This is a genomic window from Williamsia sp. z34, from assembly GCF_059553395.1.
The window spans coordinates 493068-518155 of the sequence record NZ_JCANWW010000004.1 but is presented as its reverse complement, the minus strand read 5'-3'; the positions used below and the strand labels follow the sequence as shown (position 1 = coordinate 518155).

At 65.8% G+C, this 25088-nt stretch carries 25 protein-coding genes; 21 read left to right on the top strand and 4 right to left on the bottom strand.

What is annotated here, in order from left to right; all coding sequences use genetic code 11:
- The first annotated feature begins 62 nt into the window (after nt 1–62).
- A complete protein-coding gene (locus AC51GT_RS13480) occupies nt 63–1661 on the top strand; it encodes an AMP-binding protein (protein WP_496329075.1) in 1599 nt (532 codons plus the stop codon).
- A gap of 87 nt (nt 1662–1748) precedes the next feature.
- Here the strand turns inward: AC51GT_RS13480 and AC51GT_RS13475 are convergent, their stop codons facing one another.
- Together AC51GT_RS13475 and AC51GT_RS13470 are read right to left on the bottom strand one after the other, a co-directional pair.
- A complete protein-coding gene (locus AC51GT_RS13475; RefSeq protein ID WP_496329074.1) occupies nt 1749–3197 on the bottom strand; it encodes an MFS transporter in 1449 nt (482 codons plus the stop codon).
- Nucleotides 3198–3278: 81 nt separating this feature from the next.
- Nucleotides 3279–4049, bottom strand: coding sequence for a tyrosine-protein phosphatase (locus AC51GT_RS13470; RefSeq protein WP_496329073.1), 771 nt, complete (start codon nt 4047–4049; stop codon nt 3279–3281).
- A 53-nt stretch (nt 4050–4102) separates the two neighbouring features.
- On the opposite strand from AC51GT_RS13470, the gene AC51GT_RS13465 reads away from it, so the two are divergent.
- The 4 genes from AC51GT_RS13465 to AC51GT_RS13450 all read left to right on the top strand — a co-directional run bounded on the left by AC51GT_RS13465 (nt 4103) and on the right by AC51GT_RS13450 (nt 7439).
- Nucleotides 4103–4849, top strand: coding sequence for a phosphoglyceromutase (locus AC51GT_RS13465; RefSeq protein WP_496329072.1), 747 nt, complete (start codon nt 4103–4105; stop codon nt 4847–4849).
- Between the two features lie 182 nt (nt 4850–5031).
- The gene (locus AC51GT_RS13460) at nt 5032–5277 is read left to right on the top strand and encodes a GNAT family N-acetyltransferase (RefSeq protein ID WP_496322977.1); all 246 of its coding nucleotides are present in this window, start codon (nt 5032–5034) and stop codon (nt 5275–5277) included.
- Between the two features lie 162 nt (nt 5278–5439).
- Nucleotides 5440–6753 (top strand): sensor histidine kinase, encoded by a 1314-nt coding sequence (locus AC51GT_RS13455; RefSeq protein ID WP_496322978.1) that lies wholly within the window; start codon nt 5440–5442, stop codon nt 6751–6753.
- A complete protein-coding gene (locus AC51GT_RS13450; protein WP_496322979.1) occupies nt 6750–7439 on the top strand; it encodes a winged helix-turn-helix domain-containing protein in 690 nt (229 codons plus the stop codon). The genes AC51GT_RS13455 and AC51GT_RS13450 overlap by 4 nt, the downstream gene beginning before the upstream one ends.
- A gap of 16 nt (nt 7440–7455) precedes the next feature.
- Here AC51GT_RS13450 and AC51GT_RS13445 read toward each other — a convergent pair whose 3' ends face one another.
- The gene (locus tag AC51GT_RS13445) at nt 7456–8331 is read right to left on the bottom strand and encodes a DUF3109 family protein (protein WP_496322980.1); all 876 of its coding nucleotides are present in this window, start codon (nt 8329–8331) and stop codon (nt 7456–7458) included.
- 13 nt (nt 8332–8344) lie between these two features.
- Between AC51GT_RS13445 and AC51GT_RS13440 the strand changes: the two genes are divergently transcribed.
- From AC51GT_RS13440 to AC51GT_RS13400, 9 genes are all read left to right on the top strand, one after another.
- Nucleotides 8345–9301, top strand: coding sequence for a Ppx/GppA family phosphatase (locus AC51GT_RS13440; protein WP_496322981.1), 957 nt, complete (start codon nt 8345–8347; stop codon nt 9299–9301).
- A 17-nt stretch (nt 9302–9318) separates the two neighbouring features.
- Nucleotides 9319–10875, top strand: coding sequence for an Rv0497 family membrane protein (locus AC51GT_RS13435; RefSeq protein WP_496329071.1), 1557 nt, complete (start codon nt 9319–9321; stop codon nt 10873–10875).
- A gap of 60 nt (nt 10876–10935) precedes the next feature.
- Nucleotides 10936–11805 carry a sugar phosphate isomerase/epimerase family protein gene (locus AC51GT_RS13430; protein WP_496323340.1) on the top strand — a complete coding sequence of 290 codons (870 nt, stop codon included), beginning with the start codon at nt 10936–10938 and terminating at the stop codon, nt 11803–11805.
- Nucleotides 11806–11830: 25 nt separating this feature from the next.
- Nucleotides 11831–12673 (top strand): thioesterase family protein, encoded by an 843-nt coding sequence (locus AC51GT_RS13425; RefSeq protein WP_496329105.1) that lies wholly within the window; start codon nt 11831–11833, stop codon nt 12671–12673.
- A 55-nt stretch (nt 12674–12728) separates the two neighbouring features.
- On the top strand, nt 12729–13565 hold the full coding sequence (proC, locus tag AC51GT_RS13420) for a pyrroline-5-carboxylate reductase (protein WP_496322984.1): 837 nt from the start codon (nt 12729–12731) through the stop codon (nt 13563–13565).
- Nucleotides 13566–13817: 252 nt separating this feature from the next.
- Entirely contained in the window at nt 13818–14033 is a 216-nt protein-coding gene (locus AC51GT_RS13415; protein ID WP_496322985.1) for a helix-turn-helix domain-containing protein, read from the top strand.
- Nucleotides 14034–14292: 259 nt separating this feature from the next.
- Nucleotides 14293–14394 carry a 30S ribosomal protein bS22 gene (locus tag AC51GT_RS13410; protein ID WP_003402602.1) on the top strand — a complete coding sequence of 34 codons (102 nt, stop codon included), beginning with the start codon at nt 14293–14295 and terminating at the stop codon, nt 14392–14394.
- 166 nt (nt 14395–14560) lie between these two features.
- Complete coding sequence (locus AC51GT_RS13405) at nt 14561–15622, top strand: NAD-dependent epimerase/dehydratase family protein (protein WP_496322986.1); 1062 nt, start codon at nt 14561–14563, stop codon at nt 15620–15622.
- 128 nt (nt 15623–15750) lie between these two features.
- Entirely contained in the window at nt 15751–16908 is a 1158-nt protein-coding gene (locus tag AC51GT_RS13400; RefSeq protein ID WP_496329070.1) for a lysophospholipid acyltransferase family protein, read from the top strand.
- Between the two features lie 82 nt (nt 16909–16990).
- Here the strand turns inward: AC51GT_RS13400 and AC51GT_RS13395 are convergent, their stop codons facing one another.
- The gene (locus AC51GT_RS13395; protein WP_496329069.1) at nt 16991–18169 is read right to left on the bottom strand and encodes an HAD family hydrolase; all 1179 of its coding nucleotides are present in this window, start codon (nt 18167–18169) and stop codon (nt 16991–16993) included.
- A 64-nt stretch (nt 18170–18233) separates the two neighbouring features.
- On the opposite strand from AC51GT_RS13395, the gene AC51GT_RS13390 reads away from it, so the two are divergent.
- From AC51GT_RS13390 to AC51GT_RS13360, 7 genes are all read left to right on the top strand, one after another.
- Nucleotides 18234–18491 carry a glutaredoxin family protein gene (locus AC51GT_RS13390; protein ID WP_496322989.1) on the top strand — a complete coding sequence of 86 codons (258 nt, stop codon included), beginning with the start codon at nt 18234–18236 and terminating at the stop codon, nt 18489–18491.
- Nucleotides 18492–18665: 174 nt separating this feature from the next.
- Complete coding sequence (locus AC51GT_RS13385; protein ID WP_496322990.1) at nt 18666–19418, top strand: redox-sensing transcriptional repressor Rex; 753 nt, start codon at nt 18666–18668, stop codon at nt 19416–19418.
- Nucleotides 19415–20761 carry a glutamyl-tRNA reductase gene (locus AC51GT_RS13380; RefSeq protein WP_496329068.1) on the top strand — a complete coding sequence of 449 codons (1347 nt, stop codon included), beginning with the start codon at nt 19415–19417 and terminating at the stop codon, nt 20759–20761. Before AC51GT_RS13385 ends, AC51GT_RS13380 begins: the two co-directional genes overlap by 4 nt.
- Before the next feature lie 4 nt (nt 20762–20765).
- Nucleotides 20766–21704, top strand: coding sequence for a hydroxymethylbilane synthase (hemC, locus tag AC51GT_RS13375; protein ID WP_496322992.1), 939 nt, complete (start codon nt 20766–20768; stop codon nt 21702–21704).
- Nucleotides 21705–21749: 45 nt separating this feature from the next.
- Nucleotides 21750–23435 (top strand): bifunctional uroporphyrinogen-III C-methyltransferase/uroporphyrinogen-III synthase, encoded by a 1686-nt coding sequence (locus AC51GT_RS13370; RefSeq protein WP_496322993.1) that lies wholly within the window; start codon nt 21750–21752, stop codon nt 23433–23435.
- A gap of 10 nt (nt 23436–23445) precedes the next feature.
- A complete protein-coding gene (hemB, locus tag AC51GT_RS13365; protein ID WP_496329067.1) occupies nt 23446–24441 on the top strand; it encodes a porphobilinogen synthase in 996 nt (331 codons plus the stop codon).
- Nucleotides 24442–24539: 98 nt separating this feature from the next.
- A complete protein-coding gene (locus AC51GT_RS13360; RefSeq protein ID WP_496329066.1) occupies nt 24540–25067 on the top strand; it encodes a hypothetical protein in 528 nt (175 codons plus the stop codon).
- Nucleotides 25068–25088: the final 21 nt, after the last annotated feature.

Below are 25088 nucleotides of genomic sequence, written 5' to 3'. Positions count from 1 at the left end.
AGGTTGTCTACCGCCAGGTAACACACTGCGCCGGGTAACACACTGCGGAGGTCGCACAGATCATGAGTTTCAAGAGCCCTTATCCCCCTGTCGAGATCTCGGATACCTCGGTCTATGACACGTTGTTCGGGTCGATCAGCGAGGAAGACCTCGATCGGGTTGCTGCGATCGACGCCGGTGCCACCGAAGGCACCACCTACCGCGAGTTGATCGCGCGAATCAACGGATTCGCCGGAGCCCTGGCGGCCCGCGGTATCGGCATCGGTGACGTGGTGGCCCTGCACTCGGCCAACACCTCGGCGTTTGCCTTTGTCTTCCACGGGATCCTGCGCTCGGGTGCCACGGCGACGACCGTCAACGCGCTGTTCACGGCCAAGGACATCGTCAAGCAGCTCAAGGACTCGGGCGCGAAGATGCTGATCACCATCTCGCAGCTCGAAGAGCAGGCGAAGGCCGCCGCTGCCGAGGTCGGTCTGCCCGACAGCGCGGTGATCGTTCTCAACGGCCCGGGCGAGAAGGACAGCCCGAACCCCAACGCGATCGACCTGCTGTCCGCAGGTCTGCCTGCGCCCGATGTCAGCTTCGACCCGGCCACCCATCTCGCGGTGCTGCCGTACAGCTCGGGCACCACCGGCAACCCCAAGGGTGTGATGCTCACCCATCGCAACCTCGTCGCCAACGTCCTGCAGATCCAGCCGCTGCTCAAGATGCAGGCCAGCGACGCGGTGCTCGCGGTGCTGCCGTTCTTCCACATCTACGGGATGACGGTGTTGCTCAACGCCGCACTGCTCAATCGCGCGAAACTCGTTGTGATGGCGCGCTTCGACCTCGAACAGTTCCTGTCGTCGATCCAGAACTACAAGTGCAGCTACATCTTCATCGCGCCGCCGGTCGCCGTTGCGCTGGCCAAGCATCCGATGGTCGACGAATACGACCTCTCGTCGGTCAAGACCATCATGTCCGGTGCCGCGCCGCTCGACGAGCACCTCGGCCAGGCCGTTGCCAAACGTCTTGGCACACAGGTCATCCAGGGTTACGGCATGAGCGAGCTCAGCCCGGTCAGCCATGTCATCGCGGCCGGCGAGACCGACGGCCCGCAGGCGCCGCTCAGCTCATGTGGCTGGCCGGTTCCCAACACGATCAACAAGATCGTCGACCCCGTGACCGGCGAGGACATCGACATTCCCGCCGAGGGTGTCAGTGAGCCGGGCGAATTGTGGGTGGCCGGTCCCAACGTGATGGTCGGCTATCTGAACAACGACGCCGAAACCGCGAATACGATCGACGCCGACGGATTCCTGCACACCGGTGACATGGCCGTCGTCGACTCCAACGGCTTCGTCTACATCGTCGACCGGCTCAAAGAGCTGATCAAGTACAAGGGCTACCAGGTACCGCCCGCCGAACTCGAAGCGCTGCTGCTGACCCACTCCGACGTCGTCGACGTGGCGGTCATCGGTGTCATCGAGCCCGAGAGCGGCGAGGAGATCCCCAAGGCGTTCGTCGTCAAGCGTGAGGGCAGCGACCTCACCGGCGAGCAGGTGATGGAGTTCGTCGGGTCGCAGGTGGCCCCGCACAAGAAGGTGCGCGCCGTCGAGTTCATCGAGTCGATCCCGAAGAGCGCGGCCGGCAAGATCCTGCGCAAGGATCTGCGGAAGTAGACCGTCACGAAACGCTCCACCAATACGAAGACGCTCCGCATATGTGCGGAGCGTCTTCGTATATCCGGAGCGTTTGCGATGGGGTGGCTAGACCTTTTCCTTTGCCATGATCGGTTCGACCGCCCTCTGCCGCGTGAACTTGTACGGGATGCACAGCGCGAGCACGGCCGCGAGCAAAGCCGCGGCACTGCCGACGATGAAAACCAGCCGGAACGCCGACTCGGCCGGGACCGGGAAGCCGATACCGATGTCGACCGTCGACGTGGTGAGCATCGTTGCCAGCAACGCCGACGCGATCGCCGTCCCGATCGAGCGCATCAGCGAGTTCAGGCTGTTGGCCGCGGCCATCTGATGCAGGGGTGCGGCCGACATGATCAACGCGGGCATCGCCGAATACCCGATGCCGACGCCGGTGCTGACGACCAGGTTGCACACCAGGATCTGCCAGGGCTCGAACATCAGGAAGACCGACATCACGTAACCGAGCGTGATGAACAGTGCGCCGATGAGCAGGGTGAACTTGGGGCCGATGTTGATGTTCAACCGCGCGGAGACCGGCGAGAGGAACATCATCATCAGACCGCCCGGGGCGAGGATCAGGCCCGTCGCGATCAGGGACTGGCCCATGCCGTAGTCGGTCAGTCCCGGAATGTGCGGGATCTGCAACAACTGTGGCGCCGACAGGCCGATCGCCATGAGGGAGAAACCGAAGAGCACCGACGCGGCGTTGGTGACGGCGATGACGGGCTGGGCCGAGACACGAAGATCGACCAGAGGTGACTTCGTGCGCAGCTCGAACCAGCCCCACACCACCAGGACGACCACACCGACTGCGGCCAGGCCCAGCGTCAGTCCGCTGGTCCATCCCCACGTCGAGCCCTTCGACACGGCGAGCAACAGGCTGACCAGGGCCACGGTCAGACCCACGGCGCCGATCACGTCGAACGTTCCGGGGGAGCGGGTCTCGGACTCGGTGACGAACACGAACACCAGCAGGAACGTGATGATCGCGAGCACTCCGGACGTCCAGAACAGGACGTGCCAGTCATAGGTCTGGGTGATCCACGCGGCAACGGGCATCCCGATCGCGCCGCCGACGCCGAGGGTGGCCGACATCGTTGCGATGGCACCGGGCACCCGGGCGGGTCGCAGTTTCTCGCGGAGCAAGCTGATGCCACAGGGGATGATGCCCATCGCCAGCCCCTGTAGCCCGCGGCCGATGATCATCGGGAGCACCATGCTGGTCGCCGCGCAGACCGCCGAACCGACCACCATCGCGCCGATGGAGAACAGGATCACGCGTCGTTTGCCGAACATGTCGGCCAGCCGGCCGGCGATCGGCATCGCGACCGCGGCGGTCAACAGGGTGGACGTGATGACCCAAGAGGCGTTGTCGGGACTGGTGTCGAGGTATCCCGGGAGCCGGCCGACGATCGGTACGACCAGGGTCTGCATGAACGACGCGAGCAGGCCGCCGAAGCACAACACCGCGATCAGGACGTGTGGCTGCACCGGCTTGCTGTCTCTGCTGTTCATTACTTGCATCATGCATGCATGTGGGAGCTACAAACAAGTCAGACAGTGATTCCGATCACGGCCGGTCGACGGGTGAGGAGCTCAGACGAGCAGGCGGTTGCGCAGCGCCTCGACCTCGGCGTCGCCGACCTGGCATGCCGAGAGATAGGCGGGGAGCGAGCCGAAGGCGTCGGTCATCGCGGCGTAGGCGGTGTCCAGGAACTCTTCGCGAACGCCGAGCAGGTCCGCGGAGATCTCGAACGGCTCACCGTCCTTGGAGTCGGCGCCGTACACCCGCATCAGGTGGGCGCGGAGAGCTTCGATGTCGTTGTTGCTGGCCAGGTAGTCGGTGAAGATCTCCTCGCGGCGCACGCCCAGGGTGTCGAGCACGATGGCGGTGACCCAACCGGTGCGATCTTTGCCGGCCGCACAGTGGGTCAGCAGACGCCGATCGGGGTCGGCGAGGATCTTGATGGCCGACCCGACGGCGCTCATCGCACCCGGCAATGCCGGCATCATCCGGTAGACGTCGAGCATGTACTGGCCGCGGGCAGCGGTGTATTCGGCCGAGGTCATCTCGTGCGGCGCCTTGCCGTCGCGCCGGCTCAATCCGAACGGCAGCGCGTGTACCTGCACGCCGTCGGGTACCCGGTCGAATCCGCTGCGCTGCGCCTCGGGCAGATCGCGCAGGTCGAACACGTCGGTCACACCCAGTTCGGAGAGCTTTCGGACACCGCTGTCCTCCAGACCGCTGAGCTCGGAACTGCGGAACAGGAAACCCGCACCGACGCAACGCCCTTCGTAGGTTTTGAGGTCGGATACATCGCGGAAGTTCCAGGCGCCGGGGAGCATGGCGTCAGTGTAAATGGTCACTGCCGCAAGGTGATGGGTGTCGAAGAGGCGAGGCTGTGGAAAACTAGTGCCTCATGAGCAACGGAACCCTGATCCTGATGCGCCACGGCGAGAGCGTGTGGAACGCCTCCAACCAGTTCACCGGTTGGGTCGATGTCGCCTTGACCGAGAAGGGCGAGGCCGAAGCCGTCCGCGCCGGCGAGCTGCTCGTCGAGCACGACCTGCTCCCGGACGTGCTCTACACCTCGCTGCTGCGCCGCGCGATCTCCACCGCGCAGATCGCCCTCGACACCGCGGATCGGCACTGGATCCCGGTGGTCCGCGACTGGCGGCTCAACGAGCGCCACTACGGCGCGCTGCAGGGTCTGAACAAGGCCGAGACCAAGGAGAAGTTCGGCAACGAGCAGTTCATGCTCTGGCGCCGCAGCTATGACGTGCCGCCGCCGCCCATCGAAAAGGGCAGCGAATACAGCCAGGACGGCGATGTGCGGTACGCCGACCTGCCCGCGGTCCCGTTGACCGAATGTCTCAAAGACGTTGTGGTGCGGCTCATCCCGTACTTCGAGGAGACCATCGCCGCCGACCTGCGGGCCGGTAAGACGGTGCTGGTGGCCGCGCACGGCAACTCCCTGCGCGCCCTGGTCAAATACCTCGACGGCATCTCCGACGCGGACATCGCCGGGCTCAACATCCCGACCGGCAACCCCCTGCGGTACGACCTCGACGAGAACCTCAAACCACTCAATCCCGGTGGCGACTACCTCGACCCCGAGGCCGCCAAGGCCGGTGCCGCCGCGGTGGCGGCCCAGGGCAACAAGTAGCGAGTGTTTCGACCAACCGCAGGGGAAGTAATTCCCCTGCGGTTGTCGTAAAACCGGGACTCAGATTTCCGGGTGGGGTCTACTCTGGGTCCATGGTGGGCAAAAACACATCAGAGGTCGGGGAAGATACGCGCACGCCCAAAATCAGCGTGTTGCATTCAGTCCCTCAAGAGCGTTATGAAATGTATGTCGGCGACATGTACGTCGGCTATCTTGACTATGTCAACGAACCCGATCAGGTGGTGTTGACCCATACCGTCGTGCTCGATCAATACAGCGGCCAGGGTTACGCTGCGCACCTGGTCAAGTATGTTCTCGACGACATCGCCAAGACCGGGAAAGACGTGGTTCCGCTCTGTTCCTACGTCGGCTATTTCATCGAACGGCACCCCGAATATGCGGCAATGGCCACCGAGGTCACGCGCTGACCGGTAGGTGACCTGTTTTCGTCGGAGTTCGACGGGTGTGAAAGTCGCCGGGGCGACTTTCGGATGAACAACGATCGAACACTCGCGGCAAGACTTGTTATCGACCGTGGATGGCGAGCATTCTGCAGAGGTGTTGTGCCGCGCTGCCCGTAAGATTTGCCTGTGACCGTAATCGTTGTCGCAGGAGTGGCCATCCTGGCACTTCTCATCAGTGGGGCGGCCGGATGGTTCCTCGGCCGACGCCGAACTACTCCTCGTGACCTGCCCTCGCCCGGCCCTTCGCCGACGCGGTCGTCGCCGGAATCGACGCCGCCGGCGACGAGCACCGACAACCTGCCGATGACCCGCGCGACCCTGCTCGACCTCATCATCGAGGGCGGTGAGACCGGACTGGCAGTGGTCGACGTGGTCCGCGACGTCGTCTTCTACAACGAGCGGGCGGTCTATCTCGGGATGGTTCGAGAGCATCTGCTCGACGACGACGTCTGGGAGCACGCCCGGGTCACCCTGGAAACCGGCGCGGTCGAGCAGTTCAGCTTCGTTCCGCCACAGGGCTCCGGCGGCTTCGTCTCGACCGGGCGCAGTCCCGGCCGCAAGGTCCATGCGGTGTCCTGCCGCATCGGCCTGGTCACCGACGGCAAGGAACGCTACGCGGTGGTCTACGGACAGGACGACACCGAGAACGCCCGGGTCGAGGAGACCCGACGCGACTTCGTGGCCAATGTGTCCCACGAGCTCAAGACACCCGTCGCCGCGATCGGGCTGCTGGCCGAGGCGCTGATGGAATCGTCCGACGACCCGTACTCGGTCGAGCATTTCGCAGAGCGCGTGCACATCGAGTCGCAGCGTCTGGGCAACATGGTCTCCGAACTGATCGCGCTCTCGCGCCTGCAGGGTGCCGAACGGCTGCCCGACCTCGACGACCTCGAAGTCGATCCGCTGATCGACGACGTCCTCGACCGGGCCCAGATCAACGCCGAGGCCGCCGGGATCAGCCTGACCGCCGACGACGATTCCGGGCTGCACGTCCACGGTGACCACACGTTGCTGCTGACCGCCCTGAACAACCTCGTCGCCAACGCCATCGCCTATTCACCCAGCGGAACCGCGGTGTCGGTCAGTCGCCGGGTGGTGACCGTCGGGGACCAAAAGATGGTGGCGATCGCGGTGACGGACCGCGGCATCGGCATCGCACCCGAGAATCAGAAGCGGGTTTTCGAACGCTTCTTCCGGGTGGACAAGGCCCGGTCCCGTAAGACCGGCGGCACCGGCCTCGGGCTCGCGATCGTCAAACACGTCGCCTCCAATCACGGCGGCGCCATCGACCTGTGGAGCAAGCCCGGAACCGGCTCCACCTTCACGCTCACCATTCCCCTCGTCACCGAGCCGTCCCTGTCGGAGGGCCGGCAGACACCCGCGATCACCAAGTCCCAACCGGCGCCGGTGGTCTTCGAAGAGAAAGAACTGAGCCTTTGACACACGTGCTGATCGTCGAGGATGAGATCTCCTTGGCCGACCCGCTTGCATTTCTGCTCCGTAAGGAAGGGTTCGAGGCCACGATCGTCACCGACGGGGCCAGCGCGCTGCCGGAGTTCGAACGGGTGGGACCGGACATCGTCCTGCTCGACGTGATGCTCCCCGGCGCCTCGGGCACCGAGGTCTGCAAGGCCATCCGCGCGCGTTCCTCCGTGCCGGTGATCATGGTGACCGCCCGCGACAGCGAGATCGACAAGGTGGTCGGTCTCGAGCTCGGCGCCGACGACTACGTGACCAAACCGTATTCGGCGCGTGAGCTGATCGCCCGGATCCGGGCGGTACTGCGACGCGGTGGTGTCGAGGGCGAGAGCGTCGACCTCGACGGTGGACTGATCGAGGCCGGGCCGGTGTCCATGGACGTCGAACGGCACACGGTGTCGGCCGGTGGAAATCCGATCACGTTGCCGCTCAAGGAGTTCGACCTTCTCGAATACCTGCTCCGCAACGCCGGACGGGTCCTGACCAGAGGGCAGCTGATCGATCGGGTCTGGGGAGCCGACTACGTCGGGGACACCAAGACCCTCGACGTCCACGTCAAGCGGTTGCGGTCCAAGATCGAAGCGGACCCGGGCAACCCGAAACACCTCGTGACGGTCCGGGGGCTGGGCTACAAGTTCGAGCCCTGATCACACGTCCCGGCGCTCAGGCGTGTTCTTCGGGATGCTGGGCGTACTTGATGTCGCCTTCCTGGCGCTTGGTCGCGGCTGCGGTGGCCGGATGGATGGCGATGAGCCCCAGCGCGCTGCGCCGCGAGCAGATCTTGGCCAGTTCGTCGTAGGCGGGCTCACCGATCAGCGCGATCAGCTCCGGCCGGTAGGACTGCCAGACCTGCTTTTCGCCGATGTGCGCGTCGGGTGACCCCGAGCAGTACCACTTGAGATCCGCGCCGCCGGAGCCCCAGCCACGCCGGTCGAACTCGGTGATCGTGGTCTTGAGTACTTCATCGCCATCGGGACGCTCGACCCACTGTTGTTCGCGCCGGACCGGCAGCTGCCAGCACACCTCGGGCTTGACCTCGAGCGGTTCGATGCCCTTGCGCAATGCCATCGAGTGCAGCGCGCAACCCTGGCCGCCGGCGAACCCGGGACGGTTGAGGAAGATGCACGCACCTTTGTACTTGCGGGTCTTGAGGGCGGGCTCGCCGTCGAGATCGTCCTCTTCGAGATAGCCGCGCTTGCCCAAAGGGTTTTTGCCAGAACCCTTTTCGTAGAACTGCCAGTCGGCGGGGGTCAGCTGCGCCATGCCCTTGGCCAGGATCTCGCGGTCGTCGTCGTCCGAGAGATAGGCGCCATGACTGCAGCACCCGTCGTTCTCGCGGCCCTCGATGATGCCCTGGCAGGCGGGGGTCCCGAAGACGCAGGTCCAGTGCGACAACAGCCACGTCAGGTCTGCGTTGATCAGATGTTCGGGGTTCGAGGGGTCGACGAACTCGTACCACTCGCGTGGGAAGTCGAGAGGAACTTCGGGTTTCGGCGCGATTTTGGAGGCTGCGTGCACAATTGCCAACGGTAGACGCATTAGGTTGTAGAGCGTGCGTTTAGGAGTGCTAGATGTCGGGAGCAACACAGTCCACCTTTTGGTGGTCGATGCACATCGTGGCGGTCACCCGACCCCGATGAGTTCGACCAAGTCGACCTTACGACTCGCCGAGCAGATCGACGGCGACGGTCGGCTGACCCGTCGTGGCGCCGACACCCTCGTCGACGCGGTCGACGAGTTCACCAAGATCGCCTACACCTCGGGTTGCGAGCAGGTCATGGCCTTCGCCACCTCCGCGGTCCGGGACGCCACGAACTCCGACGAGGTGCTCGAGCGGGTCCAGGCGCAGACCGGTGTCCGCGTGACGGTGCTCTCCGGGGTCGATGAGGCCCGTCTGACGTCGCTGGCGGTCCGCCGCTGGTACGGCTGGGGTGCCGGTCGGATCCTGGCCGTCGACATCGGTGGTGGCTCGTTGGAGCTGTCCAACGGTGTGGACGAGGAACCGGACGTCGCGCTGTCGCTGCCGCTCGGCGCCGGACGGCTGACCCGGGAGTGGCTGTCGGAGGATCCGCCGGGGCGTCGACGGGTGGCCGTGCTCCGCGATTGGCTCGATGCCGAGTTGGCCGTGGCATCCAAACAGCTGATCGCCGCGGGACGACCGGACATGGCCGTCGGTACCTCCAAGACGTTCCGGTCGTTGGCGCGACTCACCGGGGCGGCGCCTTCCAGTGCTGGACCCCGGGTTAAGAGGACACTGACCAGTGATGGTCTTCGACAGCTGATCGCGTTCATCTCACGGATGACCACATCGGACCGGGCAGAGCTGGAGGGAGTGAGTGTGGACCGAGCTGGACAGCTGGTGGCCGGCGCACTCGTGGCCGAGTCCACCATGCGGGCTCTGTCGGTCGATACCCTGGAGATATGCCCGTGGGCCCTCCGAGAAGGCGTGATCCTACGCAGGCTGGACCTGGAGTCCAGTGATGCCGAATTGCCGGCGGGCCAACGCTAAGGATGGTGAAGTAACTCATGGCCAGAGGAATGGATCCCGAATCGCGTCCGATCTCGGTCGCCGAGCTGTTGGCCCGTGCCAAAGAGCAGGGTGCCGACGATGTGGTCTCGGCGGTCGGTAATTCGCCGACTGCGACCGGGCGTCGTCGTCGTGGCGGGAAAGACTCGGTGTCGGTTGCGGAGTTGACCGGCGAGATCCCCCGGGTGACCGCCCAGCCGAAGGCTGCCGACGCGTCCCAGCCGAAGGCTGCCGACAGATCACAGTCGAAGAGCAACGACAAGCCCCGGCCGAAGGCTGCGGAAGGGACTGAGTCGAAGGCGGATTCGCCGTCGACGTTGCCGCCGACCCGGGACTTCAGCACCGCGGAGGTCTCGAAGCGGGCTGCGGCCGCGCAGACCGGGGTGAAGCCGACACCCGGTGCACCTGATCGGCCGGCGCCACTGGGTGCGAAGCCGTCGACCGCGCAATCGGGGCCGGCCCAGAAATCCGACTCCGGTGATGCTGCCGCGGACGCGGCGTCAAAGGCGGGTGCGTCCGAACAGGATTCGGCGCGCACTCGATCGAGCGCCGGCGGTCCCGACGAGGAAACCACCGGTGTCATCCCGTCGATGCAGGCGTACTCGCAGGTGGACGACAGTGGTGACGACGACCATCACGTCCTCAGTGCTGCGGAGCGGGAACGAGAGTTCGAGCGGTACCGCAACTTCGAAGACGTCGAGACCGGTGCGGACACTGCCACCGCATCCTCGGGTGTCAAGAAGAAGCGGGGTCTGTTCGGGTTCGGCCGCAAAGCCGCGACCGAGACGAGGTCCGAGGCCGACCATGATGGTGATGGCCACGCGGATCGGACTGTGACACAGTTCATCCCGAAGGTGGCCGAATCCGGATCGTCGTCCGGGGCCTCGACGCCCGAACAGGAACCGGAACGTGCATCCGAGCCGGCAACGCAATCGTTGCCGATGTCGCGGGCGCAGGCGGCGAAGTCCGCAGATCGTTATCTCCGTTTCGACGCAGATCCCGACGCCACCGCTGCCGCCCCCGCCATCACCGCTGCCGACGACGAAGACGAAGACGACGACACGGCGAAGCCGGTTGAGGTCGCGGACGAATCCCCGACGTCAGAGATCGGGCGCGTTCGCGGGACCGATACCTCTCTCGCCGCGACCTCGGGTCCCGATGCCGGCGATGCCGCCGACAAACCGCCCGTGGACAAGACCGTCAAGCCATCGTTGATCAAAAATGTTCCCGAACCCACGGATTCAGGACGCGGCTTGACCCCGGCCCCCTCGGGCGGCGCAGAAGAACAATCCCCGACGGTCCAATGGGCGGTGCTGATCGGTCAGGTACTGGCCGGGCTCGCCGTCGGCGTGGCCTTGTTCTGGGGTTTCACCGAATTGTGGCGCTGGAACGTCCTGTTCGCGTTGATCCTGTCGGTGGCGGTGATCTTCGGGCTGGTGACGATGGTTCACGTCGTGCGGCGGAGCAACGATCTGATCAGCACCTTGCTGGCGATGGGTGTGGGATTGCTGGTGACGATCGGTCCGCTTGTCCTGTTGTTGATTGCGGGGGACTGACTCCAGGTGCCGGCGAGTCCGGAATCCCCACCGGGGGACATCTCAGCACGGCTGCCCGACGTGGGCCCGAGTCGTGAGCTCCTGCGGGGCGACATCTCGGTCGGACTGTCGACGGCCTCTGTCTATCCGCAGAACACCGAAGCCGCATTCCAGTACGCCGCCGACCTGGGATATGACGGCATCGAGTTGATGGTCTGGGCGGACGCGGCGAGTCAGGACATCACCCGGGTCGCGCGGCTGTCCGAGCGCTACCAACTACCCGTCTTGTCCGTGCACGCGCCGTGTTTGCTGATCTCGCAACGGGTCTGGGGACGTGATCCGGCCGCGAAACTGGCCCGTTCGGTGGCTGCCGCCGAGGATCTCGGCGCCAAGACCGTGGTCGTCCATCCGCCGTTCCGGTGGCAGCGGAAGTACGCAAACGGATTTCGTGATCTGGTGCAGATCCTCGAGGACGACTCCGATGTGGCCATCGCGGTGGAGAACATGTTCCCGATCCGCACCGACCGGTTTTTCGGCAAGTACGAGGAGGCGGCGGACCGGATGCTGCGGCGCGGTGGGGGACCGGGCACCTCGGTGTCCGCGTTTGCCACCTCGATCGATCCGACCGACGACGGCTTCGCGCACTACACGCTCGACCTGTCCCATTCGTCGACCGCCGGGATCGATGCGATCGAGATGCTCGAACGGATGGGTACCGGCCTGCGTCATCTGCATCTGGCCGATGGTTCGGGCGCCGCGGTCGACGAACACTTGGTCCCCGGTGAAGGTTCTCAACCCTGTGTGGAAGTGTGTAGTCGACTGGCCGAGGGCGACTTCTCCGGTTCGGTCATCTTGGAAGTCAGCAGCAGTGCGGTGAACACCAAAGCTGAGCGTCGCGAGATCCTTTCCCGCTCACTGGATTTCGCAAGAACAAACCTCGAGCGGGCATAACCACAGGAGTATTTGTAAGTTGTCTGTGCCCAACCTTGACATCGTCAACACCCTGCAGCAGGTCGGTGATCCGGAATCGGACCGGATCGAGTACACCGCGCAGATCGACCCCGTCTTCACCATCGGCCCCAAGGTTCACGGCGGCACCCTGCAGATGCTCACCGCCAACGCGGCGCTGGCCGGGTTCATCGCCACCGCCGACCCGGAAAGGCCCGCGGCCCAGGGGCTGGCGCCGATGGCGATCGCCACGAATTTCCTCGGAGCACCCGATCCCGCCGAGATCACCCTCGCGGTTTGGGTACGCAAGCGCGGGCGCCGGGTGTCGCTGGTCGACGTCGAGGTTCATCAGAACGGGCGCAACCTGGTTCATTCGACCGTGACGATCGGTACCCCCGACACCGAAAGCCACTACTCGGCACCCTCGTCGTTGCGGGATATGCCCGCCGAGCCCGGCGACGACGTGATCTACATCCAGGACAGCCCGATGGCCGAGATCATGCATCTGGGCGCGGTCCTCGACATCGCCATCGAGGAGAAGTCGGTCGCGTTCGTGCGCGGCCAGAAGGCCGACCCGGTCTTCCGGATGTGGGCCCGCCCGAAGACCACCGCGCCCGACGGACTCTTTGCCGTACTCGCCGGTGATCTGAGCGCTCCGGTGGTGATGAACCTGCACCTGTTCGGATGGGCTCCGACCATGCAGCTGACCACTTACCTGCGCCGCAATCCGGCGCCGGGCTGGCTGCGGATCGAGTCGTCGAGCACCGAGGTCGGGCACGGCTGGTTCGAAGAGGACCACGTGGTCATCGACTCGACCGGCAACGTTGTCGTGCAGTCCCGCCAGCTCGCCCTGGTCCCGGACGCCACCTGATCCCCGACCCCCCGACGCACACCTCCATCAATCTTCAGCGTGAGAAAGTGACTTCATGACCCAGCGAATCGCAATCGTCGGCGGCGGCAACATCGGCGAGGCCCTGTTGGCCGGGCTGATCCGGACCGGCAAGCCCGTCAAAGACCTCGTCGTGGCCGAGAAATTCGCCGCCCGGGCAAAAGAGCTGACCGATGACTACGGCGTCCGCGTCACGGACATCGCCGACGCGGTGGAAGGTGCCGCGATCGTCGTCCTGGCCATCAAGCCGGGCGACGTCGACTCGGTGCTGTCGGTGATCGCCGAGATCGAGGACATGGGTGAGAAGGAACGGCTGACCGTGACCCTGGTCAGCGGATTGCCCACCGCGAAGTACGAGAACGCGTTGCCCGCCGGCGCACCGGTCGTCCGGGTCATGCCCAACACCCCGATGCTCGTCGGCGAGGCGATGTGCGGTGTGTCCGGTGGCCGGTATGCCACCGAGGAGCACGTCGCGACCGTGGTGACGTTGCTCGAGACCGTCGGCAAGGTTGTCGTCGTCCCGGAAAAGCAGATGGACGCCATCACCGCGCTGTCCGGGTCCGGTCCGGCGTACATGTTCCTGATGGCCGAGGCGATGGCCGATGCCGGTGTCAGCCTGGGCTTGACCCGGGCGATGGCGACCGAGCTCGCCGCCCAGACCATCCGCGGCGCCGGTGTGCTGCTCACGGACTCCGGGGTCTCCCCGGTGGATCTGCGGGCCGCGGTCACCTCACCGGCCGGGACCACCGCGGCCGCGGTGCGGGAGTTCGAGCGGTACGGACTGCGGCATGCGGTCTCGGAGGCGGTCCTGGCCAGCGCGGCCAAGAGTGAGCAGATCGGCAAGGCCGTGCTTTCGGCGATCGAAACCGACTGACACGGAGATCTCATAGAGAGGCTGCGAACTGCCGCGGCGGTCGTATCCGGGAGCCTCTCTCCCGGATGCGACCGCCGTCGGCGTTTACCGGGACACGACCACGATCGATCGGCGCCAATTAGGAACAATTGCCCACTCGCGTCGCACTGACCCCACCCGCCACGCTAAGCTGCCTACAGCACGTGCGTGTCTGGAGTCCGCAGGAGGGGAAGCCTGCGGCCGCGACGCGTGCACCGGAGGTATGAAATTTTCATGGCATCTGCAAACAAGTCAGGTGACAACGCCGGTGGTGGAACCCAGTTCCTCACCGTCGCCGAGGTCGCAACATTGATGCGGGTCTCCAAGATGACGGTGTATCGCCTGGTGCACAACGGCGAGTTGCCTGCAGTTCGTGTGGGTCGCTCGTTCCGCGTGCACGCGAAGGCGGTTCACGACTATCTCGAGACGTCGTACTTCGACGCCGGTTAGGCCCGGCGCCGGCAAACGCCCCGCCACGGGCCGTGGACGAACATCCACGGGCCGGGCGGTGCTGACCTGCCAACATGTCGGCACCGGCCAGTGGTCGCCGGTCTTCGATCCGGGGTGGATTTCGCCACGGGTCGCTGTGCCGGTAAGGTTTGCAGGCGACCCGTTCGCCGGTGTTCTGGCGCGCGAAGTAAGTGAGCCACCCTGTGTGGACGGCCAAAACCTGTAGGACCATCAGGTCAGATCGTGAGGAAGTTCCCAGATGGGTTCAGTGATCAAGAAGCGCCGCAAGCGCATGTCGAAGAAGAAGCACCGCAAGTTGCTGCGTCGCACGCGAGTGCAGCGCAGGAAACTCGGTAAGTGAGTTTTCTCGCCCGATGACAGAACCCGCCGCATTGTCGGCGGGTTTCGTCATTTTCGGGGTCCGTCGGATCGTGATCGTGACGATCTGAAGTCGCTGGTTCGGATTATCAAGATGTTAACCCGCGACTCTCTGGTTAAATCCGAAACAAGTTCCGTACGCTGGGCGCATGACCGAGCATCGGGACGGGGCGGCGGCTGCGCCGGCAGTCGTGTTGGTGACCGGTGCCTCGACGTTCCTCGGCGGCTATCTCACCACCCGGCTGGCCCAGAATCCGGCGATCGACCGGGTGATCGCGGTCGATTCGCTGGTGCCGTCGAAAGACATGCAGCGACGCTTCGGTCGGGCGGAGTTCATCCGTACCGACATCCGTCGGACCAGCATCGCCAAGATCATCGACCAGGCCGGGGTCGACACGATCGTGCACGCCGCGACATCGGTGATGGATGCCGTCGGCCATTCGGCGGCGATCAAAGAGTTCAACGTCATCGGCACCATGCAGCTGTGCGCGGCCGCTCAGCGCAGCCCGACGGTCAAGCGGTTCATCGTCCGGTCGGCCGGGCTCATCTACGGGTCGAGTTCGGCGGATCCGGCGCATTTCTCTGAGGAGACCGCCGCCCGCGTCGAACCCACCAACGGATACGCCCGCGACCTCATCGACGTCGAGGGGTATGCCCGGGGCCTGGGGCGTCGGCGTCCGGACATGACCGTCACCATCCTGAGGTTGTCCGCGATGCTCGGCCCGAAGATCTCGACCCGGATGAGCAAATACTTCTCGTCGTCGGTGATCCCGGTCGTGATCGGACATGAACCGCGGTTCCAGTTCCTGCACGAGGAGGACGCGCTGTCCGCCCTCGAGCACGCCACGTTGGCGGGCCGGCCCGGGATCTTCAACGTGGCCGCCGACGGGGTGATGACGCTGACCCAGGCGGTCCGCCGGGCCGGCCGGATCGGTATGCCCGTCCCGGCGGCGATGCTCGGAACCGTGGCGGGGGTGTACCGGGGCATGCGCGTGACGGCGATGCAGCTCGACCAGGTCGATTACGTGACCTTCGGCCGGGTCCTGGACACCACCCGGATGCGGACCGAACTCGGTTTCGTACCCACGTATACGAGCATCGAGACGTTCGACGATTTTCTGTCGCGGAAACCTCTGGAACCGGTGATCTCGCCGGAGGCCTGGTATCGCATGGAGCGATGGGCGCGCAGGGCTGCGATGCAATTGACGTGAACCAGCAGGCAATTTGTCATCGGAAACGAGATGGGGTGGCGCGAAAGCCGTCGAGGCGGGGACAATCAAGATGTTGTGGCGTGAATGCGACATCCAGGGGTGGCAAGCGTTGAGCTTGAGGGAGGTGTGTGCTGGTGCCGGGTCGGGACCGAACAACTGATGCGCGGACGGCGAAGGTGATCGAGCTCTATTCGAGTTCACCGGGGCCGAACGGGCGTGCGCGACGGCGACATCCTTCCCAGGCGACCCCGGGTGGGGTGAAAGTTGATCCGCCGCAACAGAATTCGACCAACAATGCCCGCCCGACCAACGGTCATCCCAACACCGACGACTTTCATCAGGCGCCGGTCACACCGATCACCGCCGATGTCGGGGCGAAATTGGCGGCGGGGGAGTTCGCCGAACCCGAGTCGTCGTCGCTGCTCGGACTCGACGCCGTCCGCGGCGCGGTGGCCCACTCGATCACCGGTGCCGCGGGATACCTGCGGCAGCGGGTCACCGGCGACTACGAGGTCGACGACTTCGGCTTCGATCAGCACTTCACCGAATCGGTGTGGTTGCCCGCGATGCGGGTGCTGTTCGACATGTGGTTCCGCGTCGAGGTCAGCGGCATCGAGAACCTGCCGCTCGACGGCGGGGGACTGCTGGTCGCCAATCACGCCGGCACCATCCCCATCGACGCGCTGATGACGTCGGTGGCGGTGCACGACCACCATCCGACCAACCGGCACCTGCGGGTGCTCGCGGCCGACCTCGTCTTCGACACCCCGTTCATCAGCGAGATCGCCCGGCGCACCGGTTCGACGCTGGCCTGCACCGCCGACGCGCAGCGGCTGTTGCGGGGTGGTGAGCTCACCGCGGTCTGGCCCGAAGGTTTCAAGGGCATCGGCAAGCTCTACAAAGACCGCTACAAGCTGCAGCGCTTCGGTCGCGGCGGGTTCGTCACCACCGCGCTGCGGGCGGGCGTCCCGATCATCCCGGTGTCGATCGTCGGCTCCGAAGAGATCTATCCGATGCTCAGTGACCTCAAGCCGATCGCCCGATTGCTGGGTCTGCCGTATCTCCCGGTCACCCCGACGTTCCCGCTGCTCGGTCCGTTGGGACTGGTGCCGTTGCCGTCGAAGTGGAAGATCCATTTCGGGACGCCGATCGAGACCGGTCACTTCGACGAGCAGGCCGCCGACGATCCGATGGTCGTGTTCGACCTCACCGACCACGTTCGGGAAGAGATCCAGCAAACCCTCTTCAAGATGCTCAGTCGTCGCGGGAGCATCTACTTCGGCTGACCCCACCCCCCGATAATGTGCCCTTTTGGCGAACAAAACCCCAGGTCGGGTGCGCCAAAAGGGCACATTATCGGGGGTTGGGTCAGCGGCGGAGGTGTTTGACGGCGGCGGCGGCACCACCGCCGGCAGCGCCGAGGAGCACCGCCGTCGGCACACCGATCCTCGCGGCCTTGCGGGCCGTGCGGTAATCCCTGATCTGCCAGCCGCGGACCCGGGCGACATCCCGGAGATCGGCGTCCGGGTTGATGGCCACCGCGGTGCCACAGAGCGAGAGCATGGGCACATCGTTGTGCGAATCCGAGTACGCGGTGCAGCGCTTGAGGTTGAGCCCTTCGCGGATCGCCAGGGTGCGTACGGCGTGGGCCTTGCCGAGGCCGTGCAGGATGTCGCCGACGAGCCGGCCGGTGAACACGCCGTCGACGCTCTCGGCGACGGTGCCCAGCGCTCCGGTCAGGCCGAGCCGGTCGGCGATCGTCTGCGCCAGCTCGACCGGTGTCGCGGTGACCAACCAGACCTGCTGGCCGGCATCGATGTGCATCTGGGCCAGGGACGCGGTCCCCGGCCAGATCTTGTCGGCGATGAACTCGTCGAAGATCTCCTCGCCCAGCCGCACCAGCTCTGCGGTCTCGCGTCCGGCGATGAACGAGAGGGCCTTCTCCCGGCCCTGCGCGACGTCCCCGGAGTTCTCGCGGCCGGTGATACGGAACTTCGCCTGGGCCCAGACGAACTCCATGACGTCGCGGTAGCTGAAGTAGTCGCGGGCGGCCAGGCCCCGGGCGAAGTGGATCATCGAAGCGCCCTGCACCAGGGTGTTGTCGACGTCGAAGAAGGCGGCGGCGGTCAGATCCGGCGGGACCTCGGTCGGTACACCCGGCTCGTCGACCTCGATGGTGGCGACGGTGCCCTCGTTCGGAACGCGCAGGGAACGTTCCCGGAGCTTGGAATGCGCGGCTTGCGCGCTGGCCTCACCGGCCAGTGACTGGCGCAGTTCGGCAGCGGACTGACGAAACCGGCCGACCCGGCTCGCCAGTGGCGACAGCGGACCCGACGGGGTGGCCGGTTTCCCGGGGACCTCGTCGTCGTCATCGTCGTCGACCGCGTCATCGTCGTGTTCGACGTCGCGGGCATCGTCGTGGGTCCTGCGGTGGGCCTGTTCGGGCCCTGATCTTGCCCCGGTCGCGTCGTCGACGTTGTCTTCGATGCGGGAGTCGGTCTCGGAATCATCGCCGCCGGTGTCCCCGTCGCCTGGAGTTCGTGTCACTCCTCTTCGCCTCCCTGATCGGTCCGCTTCAAGCGTAGTCGGTGCGCAGTGGGAGACTGTCGGTGTGACGATCACGCTGCTATCCCGGGCGGGTTGTGCCGCCTGCGCCCGTGCTGTTGCCGATCTGCAACCGATCCTCGACGAGTTCGGGGTCGAGTTCGAAGAGATCGATGTCGACGCGGCCGCGGCGACCGACCCCTCTCTGCGCGCCGAATACGGTGACCGGTTGCCGGTCGTCCTGCTCGACGGTCGTGAGCATAGCTATTGGGATGTTGATATCCCCAGGTTGGAAGCCGATTTGCGGACGTCTGCTGGACACTAGTCCAGACTCCTGGCCAGAAATTCACGATTTCTGTGGTAGCCGAGTTTGTGAATGCATTCACAAGCGGTACCGTGGACCGTCGAGTGGTTACGTTCGCGTAAACCGAAGTGTTCGGGAGTGGACTTTTGTCCGTGCTCCACGAACAACGCAGCCCAGATGAGGAAGACGGTCGGCATGGCGAAAAGTCCCGCGTTGGGGCAGCCGGACATCCCGGGTGCCTCGGTGGCCCGGCTTGCCACGTACCTGCACGTATTGCGCTCGATCAGTGAGAGCGGCGCCCTGGTCGTCTCGTCGAATCAACTCGCCACCGCTGCCGGGGTGAACCCCGCGATCCTCCGCAAAGACCTCTCGCATGTGGGATCCGGCGGCGTGCGCGGCGTCGGCTACGACGTCAGCCGACTGATCGCGCGTATCGCCCTGACCCTCGGTGTCGAGAACAACCACAACGTCGTGCTCGCCGGGGCCGGACATCTGGGCCGGGCGCTGGTCAGCCGGGCCGGGTTCGACCGCCGGGGCATCAAGATCGTCGCGCTGGTCGATGCCGATCCCGACCTCGTCGGGACCGTCGTCGCGGGCAACGACAGCGAGATGCTGGTCGGCGATCTGGACGAGGTCCCCGCGATCTGTGTCGAACACGGCGTGGAGATCGCGGTGCTCGCCACCGCCGACGACTACGCGCAGGTCACCTGCGACGCCTTCGTGGCGGCCGGGGTGCAACAGATTCTGAACTTCACCGCCGTCACCCTGCAGGTCCCCGAGCACATCTTCGTGCGACCGGTAGACCTCGCGCTGGAGCTGCAGGTGATGGCATTCAATGCAGCACGCAGACACAGTGCGGAAAACGAAGCGGAGCAACCTAATTCGTTGCCGCGCGGTCGGGCGCCGAAACCCCGGGCGCGATCCAACAAGAGGTCGGTGGGCGTGTGAGTATTTTCCTGTTCGGCGTATCGCATCGCAGTGCGCCGGTGCCGATCCTGGAGCAGCTGGCGGTCACCGAATTCGACCGGCCCAAGCTCATCGACGAACTCCTCGAGAGCTCGCAGATCAGCGAGGCCATGATCGTCTCGACCTGCAACCGGGTCGAGATCTACGCCGTCGTCGATGCCTTCCACCCGGCTCTGGAGGCCGTGGGCGAGGTGATGGGCAGGCACTCGGGCATGTCGGTGAACGAGATGACCAAGTACGCCTACGTCCGCTACTCCGAAGCCGTCGTCGAGCACCTGTTCTCGGTCGCGGCGGGCCTCGACTCGATGGTGGTCGGCGAACAACAGATCCTCGGCCAGATCCGGTCGTCGTACGCCAGTGCCGACGCCAACCGTTCCGCCGGACGGGTACTCCACGAGTTCGCCCAGCAGGCCCTGCGGGTGGGCAAACGGGTGCACAGTGAGACCGGACTCGATCGGGCCGGCGCCTCCGTGGTGTCGGTGTCTCTGGATCGGGCCCGTTCGGTTCTGGGCCGCGACATCTCCTCGGCCGTCGTGCTCGGCGCCGGTGCGATGGGCGGACTGGCCGCCGCACACCTGGCCCGTGCCGGTGTGTCGGACCTCGCACTGGTCAACCGGACCCATGAGAAAGCCCGCCATCTGGCCGGCAATGTGACCAAGAACCACGGCATCAACGCGCATGCGGTCCCCATGGACGAGCTGACCGAGGCGCTGGCCGATGCCGACGTCCTGGTCACCTGTACGGGCACGATCGGCGCCGTGGTGGGGGTCGGGCAGGTGCACTCTGCGCTGGCCAGACGGACCTCCTCGAGCCCGCTGGTGATCTGTGATCTTGGTCTCCCTCGCAACGTCGATCCGGCGGCCGCGCGGCTGCCGAATGTGCACATCATCGACATCGAAGGTCTGCGCGGCGACGAGGCCACCAAGGCCGCCGACGCCGATGAGACCGCGGCTCGGGAGATCGTCCTGGCCGAGCTCGCCGACTACATGACCCACCAGCGGCAGGCCGAGGTGACGCCCACCGTGACGGCCCTGCGGCAGCGCGCGGCCGAGGTCGTCGAAGGGGAGATCCTGCGGCTGGAAAGCCGGCTCCCGGGCCTCGACGACCCGCAGCGTGACGAGGTCGCGAAGACCGTCCGCCGGGTGGTCGACAAGCTTCTGCACGCGCCCACGGTGCGTGTCAAACAACTTGCGAGTACTCCGCAGGGTGATCAATATGCCGAGGCACTACGTGAGCTTTTCGAGCTCAAACCTGGTGCCGCAGAATCGGTTTCAACCCCCGAAGTCGGTCTCGGTGAGACCGACGCACCCCGAAAGGGTCTTTGAGAAATTGAGTTCTGACACACGCCGCAATCCGATCCGGATCGGCACCCGGGGTTCCTTGCTGGCCACCACCCAGGCGGGCACGGTGCGTGATGCGCTGATCGCTGCCGGGCATCCGGCGGAGCTGGTCATCATCAAGACCGCAGGCGACCTGTCGGCCGCGCCGGTGCAGGAGATCGGGGTCGGGGTGTTCACCACCGCGATCCGCCAGTCGTTGACCGCGGGCGAAGTCGACGTCGCGATCCACTCCTACAAAGATCTCCCGACCGCCCCCGAACCGGGCCTGGTCATCGCGGCCATCCCGACCCGTGAAGATCCCCGAGATGCGCTGGTCGCAGCGGGTGGCAAGGTGCTCGGCGAGCTGCTGCCCGGCGCCACCGTCGGCACCTCGGCTCCCCGCCGGGCCGCGCAGCTTAGGGCATTGGGTCTCGGTTTGGAAATCCGCCCCCTTCGAGGCAATCTAGATTCTCGGTTGGGCAAAGTCGCCAGCGGTGAACTCGACGCGGTGGTGGTGGCCAGGGCCGGACTGGTACGTATCGGACGGGCTGATGAGGTCACCGAAGCGTTGGATCCGGTCCAGGTGCTACCGGCGCCTGCACAGGGAGCTTTGGCCGTGGAGTGCCGTGAGGACGATGCCCAACTGGTGAGCATTCTCGCCGAGTTGGATGATCCGTCCACCCGTGCGGCGATTGACGCCGAGCGTGCGGTACTCACGGCCCTCGAGGCCGGGTGCACCGCGCCGGTCGGTGCGATGGCCGAAGTGGTCGAGTCGATCGACGAGAGCGGGCGCATTTTCACCGAACTGTCGCTCCGCGCGACGGTGGTGGCCGAGGACGGATCTGATGCCGTCCGGGCCTCGGTGGTGGGCCCGGTCTCGAGAGCGACCGAACTAGGCCGAGAACTTGCCGCAGAACTGCTGGAACTGGGAGCGAAAACGCTCCTCTAGGACCGGCGGGCCGAGCTACAGCCCCGAGCGGGGCAGGAGAGCAACATGAGCCGAACCAAAAAGGTCATCACGCCTGGACGAATCCTCTTCGTCGGGGCAGGACCCGGCGATCCCGGGTTGCTGACCGTCCGCGCCCGCACTGCGATCGAGAACGCCGTCACGGTGTTCATCGACCCCGACGTGCCGTCCGCGGTCGTCGCGCAGATCGGTGCCGGATCCGGTGAGCCGACCGCGTCGAAGACGTCTCGTTCGGGTGCCACAAAACCGAGCAAGCAAGACATTAGCGCCGCGCCCGAGGGTGCGGATCAGCAGGGTGCGCAACAGCCCGACGCCGACGCTGCCGACGACGACAACACCCAGGTCAGCAACGTACGGCCGGCCCTTGGTGACCCCAATGAGGTCGCCAAGACGTTGGTCGCCACTGCGCGGGAGGGCCACGATGTGGTCCGTCTGGTCGCCGGTGACCCGCTGACCACCGATTCGGTCCTGGCCGAGGTCAATGCGGTGGCCCGCACGCAGGTGCAGTTCGAGGTCATCCCGGGATTGCCCGCCACAGCCGCTGTGCCGAGCTACGCGGGTATGCCGCTGGGTTCGGCCCATGCCGTGGCCGATGTCCGCGGAGAGGTCGATTGGGCGGCTCTGGCCGCTGCTCCCGGACCGCTCGTGCTGCACGCGACGTCGGGACATCTGGCCGAGACCGCGAGCGCGCTGACCGAGAACGGCCTGGCGCCGCAGACGCCGGCCGCGATCACCGTCAACGGCACCACCTGCCAGCAGCGCACCATCGAGGCCACACTGGCGACCCTGAACGAGAGCGGCAGCGCCCTGACCGGGCCGCTGATCGTGACCATCGGCAAGGTCGTCGCCCAGCGCGCCAAGCTGAACTGGTGGGAGTCGCGGTCGCTGTACGGCTGGACCGTCCTCGTGCCGCGCACCAAGGACCAGGCCGGCGACATGTCGGAACGGCTCGTCACCCACGGCGCCATCCCGATGGAGGTCCCGACGATTGCAGTCGAACCGCCCCGGAGCCCGGCTCAGATGGAGCGCGCGGTCAAGGGTCTGGTCGACGGCCGCTACCAGTGGGTGGTCTTCACCTCCACCAACGCGGTCCGCGCGGTCTGGGACAAGTTCGCCGAATTCGGTTTGGATGCAAGGGCTTTCAGCGGCGTCAAGATCGCCTGTGTGGGCGAGGCCACCGCTGAGAAGGTGCGCAGCTTCGGAATCAACCCGGAACTGCTGCCCACCGGCGAGCAGTCGTCGCTGGGGTTGCTCGAAGACTTCCCGCCGTACGACGACGTCTTCGATCCGGTGAACCGGATCCTGTTGCCGCGCGCCGACATCGCCACCGAAACCCTGTCCGAGGGCCTGCGTGGCCGCGGCTGGGAGATCGATGACGTGACCGCGTACCGCACCGTTCGGGCAGCGCCGCCGCCGGCCGAGACCCGCGAGATGATCAAGACCGGCGGTTTCGACGCGGTCTGCTTCACCTCGAGTTCGACGGTCCGCAACCTCGTCGGTATCGCCGGGAAGCCGCATGCGCGCACGATCGTCGCCTGCATCGGCCCGAAGACCGCCGAAACCGCGACCGAGTTCGGTCTGCGCGTGGACGTGCGTCCGGAGAACGCCTCGGTGCCGGAGCTGGTCGATGCGCTCGCCGAACACGCTGCACGTCTGCGTGCCGAGGGCGCACTGCCCCCGCCGCGTAAGAAGGCCCGGCGCTCGCGCTCGTAGGCTGGGGTCCATGACCGCACATCTCTACCGTCCGATCTCCGATCGACCCCGTCGGCTACGCAACACCCCGGCCATGCGCCGGCTTGTTGCCGAGACATCACTCGAGGCGCGCCATCTGGTGTTGCCGATGTTCGTGGCCGACGGGCTCGACGAGCCCCGTCCGATCAGTTCGATGCCGGGGGTGCAGCAGCACACCGTCGAGTCGCTCCGGAAGGCCGCCGACGCGGCGGTCGCGGCCGGTGTTGGGGGCCTGATGCTGTTCGGCGTCCCGACGCCGGAGGACAAGGACGCCGTCGGTACCGCCGGCACCGACCCCGACGGCATCCTCAACGTCGCGCTGCGGCAGCTGCGGAGCGATCTCGGTGATTCGACCGTGATCATGGCCGACACCTGTCTCGACGAGTTCACCGATCACGGCCACTGCGGTGTGGTGCGTCCCGATGGCGTGGTGGACAACGACGCCACACTCGCGCGCTACACAGAGATGGCCGTCGTGCAGGCACAGTCCGGAGCCCACATGGTCGGGCCCAGCGGAATGATGGACGGCCAGGTGGCCGCGATTCGCAGTGCCCTCGACGATGCCGGATTCATCGACACCGGGATCCTGGCGTACACCGCGAAGTACTCCTCGGCGTTCTACGGCCCGTTCCGGGAGGCGGTCGGCTCGTCGCTGCAGGGTGATCGCAAGTCGTATCAGCAGAACCCGGCCAACCTGCGGGAGGCCGCCCGCGAACTGCACCTGGATCTGGCCGAGGGCGCCGACATCGTGATGGTCAAGCCGGCGATGCTGTATCTCGACGTACTCCGTCGGATCGCCGACGAATCCGATGTTCCGGTGGCCGCGTACCAGATCTCCGGTGAGTACTCGATGATCACGGCCGCCGCCGAACGGGGATGGATCGATCGGGATGCGGCCATCGCCGAGTCGCTGCTCGCCATCCGGCGCGCCGGAGCTGACATCGTCCTCACTTATTGGGCGCATGAGGTTGCATCTGCGCTACATTGACAAGCGCAAACAATAAGTGATTGCCCGTCGGGGGTGGGGCCTGATGGTGACCGGGGTGCTGGGGGGCAGCTGTGTCGGATCAACCGAGTCGTCTTGAAGTGGCATTTGCCAGCTCCATCGAACGCCGGCGAGGGATCGCCGGGCCGTTCCGCGGCCGAGATGACCTGTACGACTTCGTGAGTCAGCTTCGGCTCGAAGGTATCCCGGTCGAGGCGTCGGCCGCCGTCCTCGACTTCGACCCGATGGATTTTCGGCGGTGGCTCGACAGGGACACGGTGGTTCAATGCCCGCCGGGTGATGGCCGCAACGGTTCGGCGCAGGTACTCGCGCTCGGTGGCGTCTCGCGTCCGATGCCCAAACGGGGTCGTCAGGAACCCGTGCCGAGTGACGAACTGCGTCGCGCATTTGACGTGCCGGTCCGAAAACGGGCATCCGAGCTCTTTTCTGAGCCCCCTCTCGACGAAGCGGGCTGGTTTCCGCTGGTGCGGTTGCTGGCCGGCGAAGGGGTGCCGGTGGATGTGAGCACCGCGATCCTCGGGGTGGACCTCGATGCCTACCGTTTCTGGATGGCCGATGGCCGACGGCAGATCACCAGCGCCGTCGGCGACTCGGAAAGGCCCGCCTGAGCGGCGCCAACTAGGCTGGGA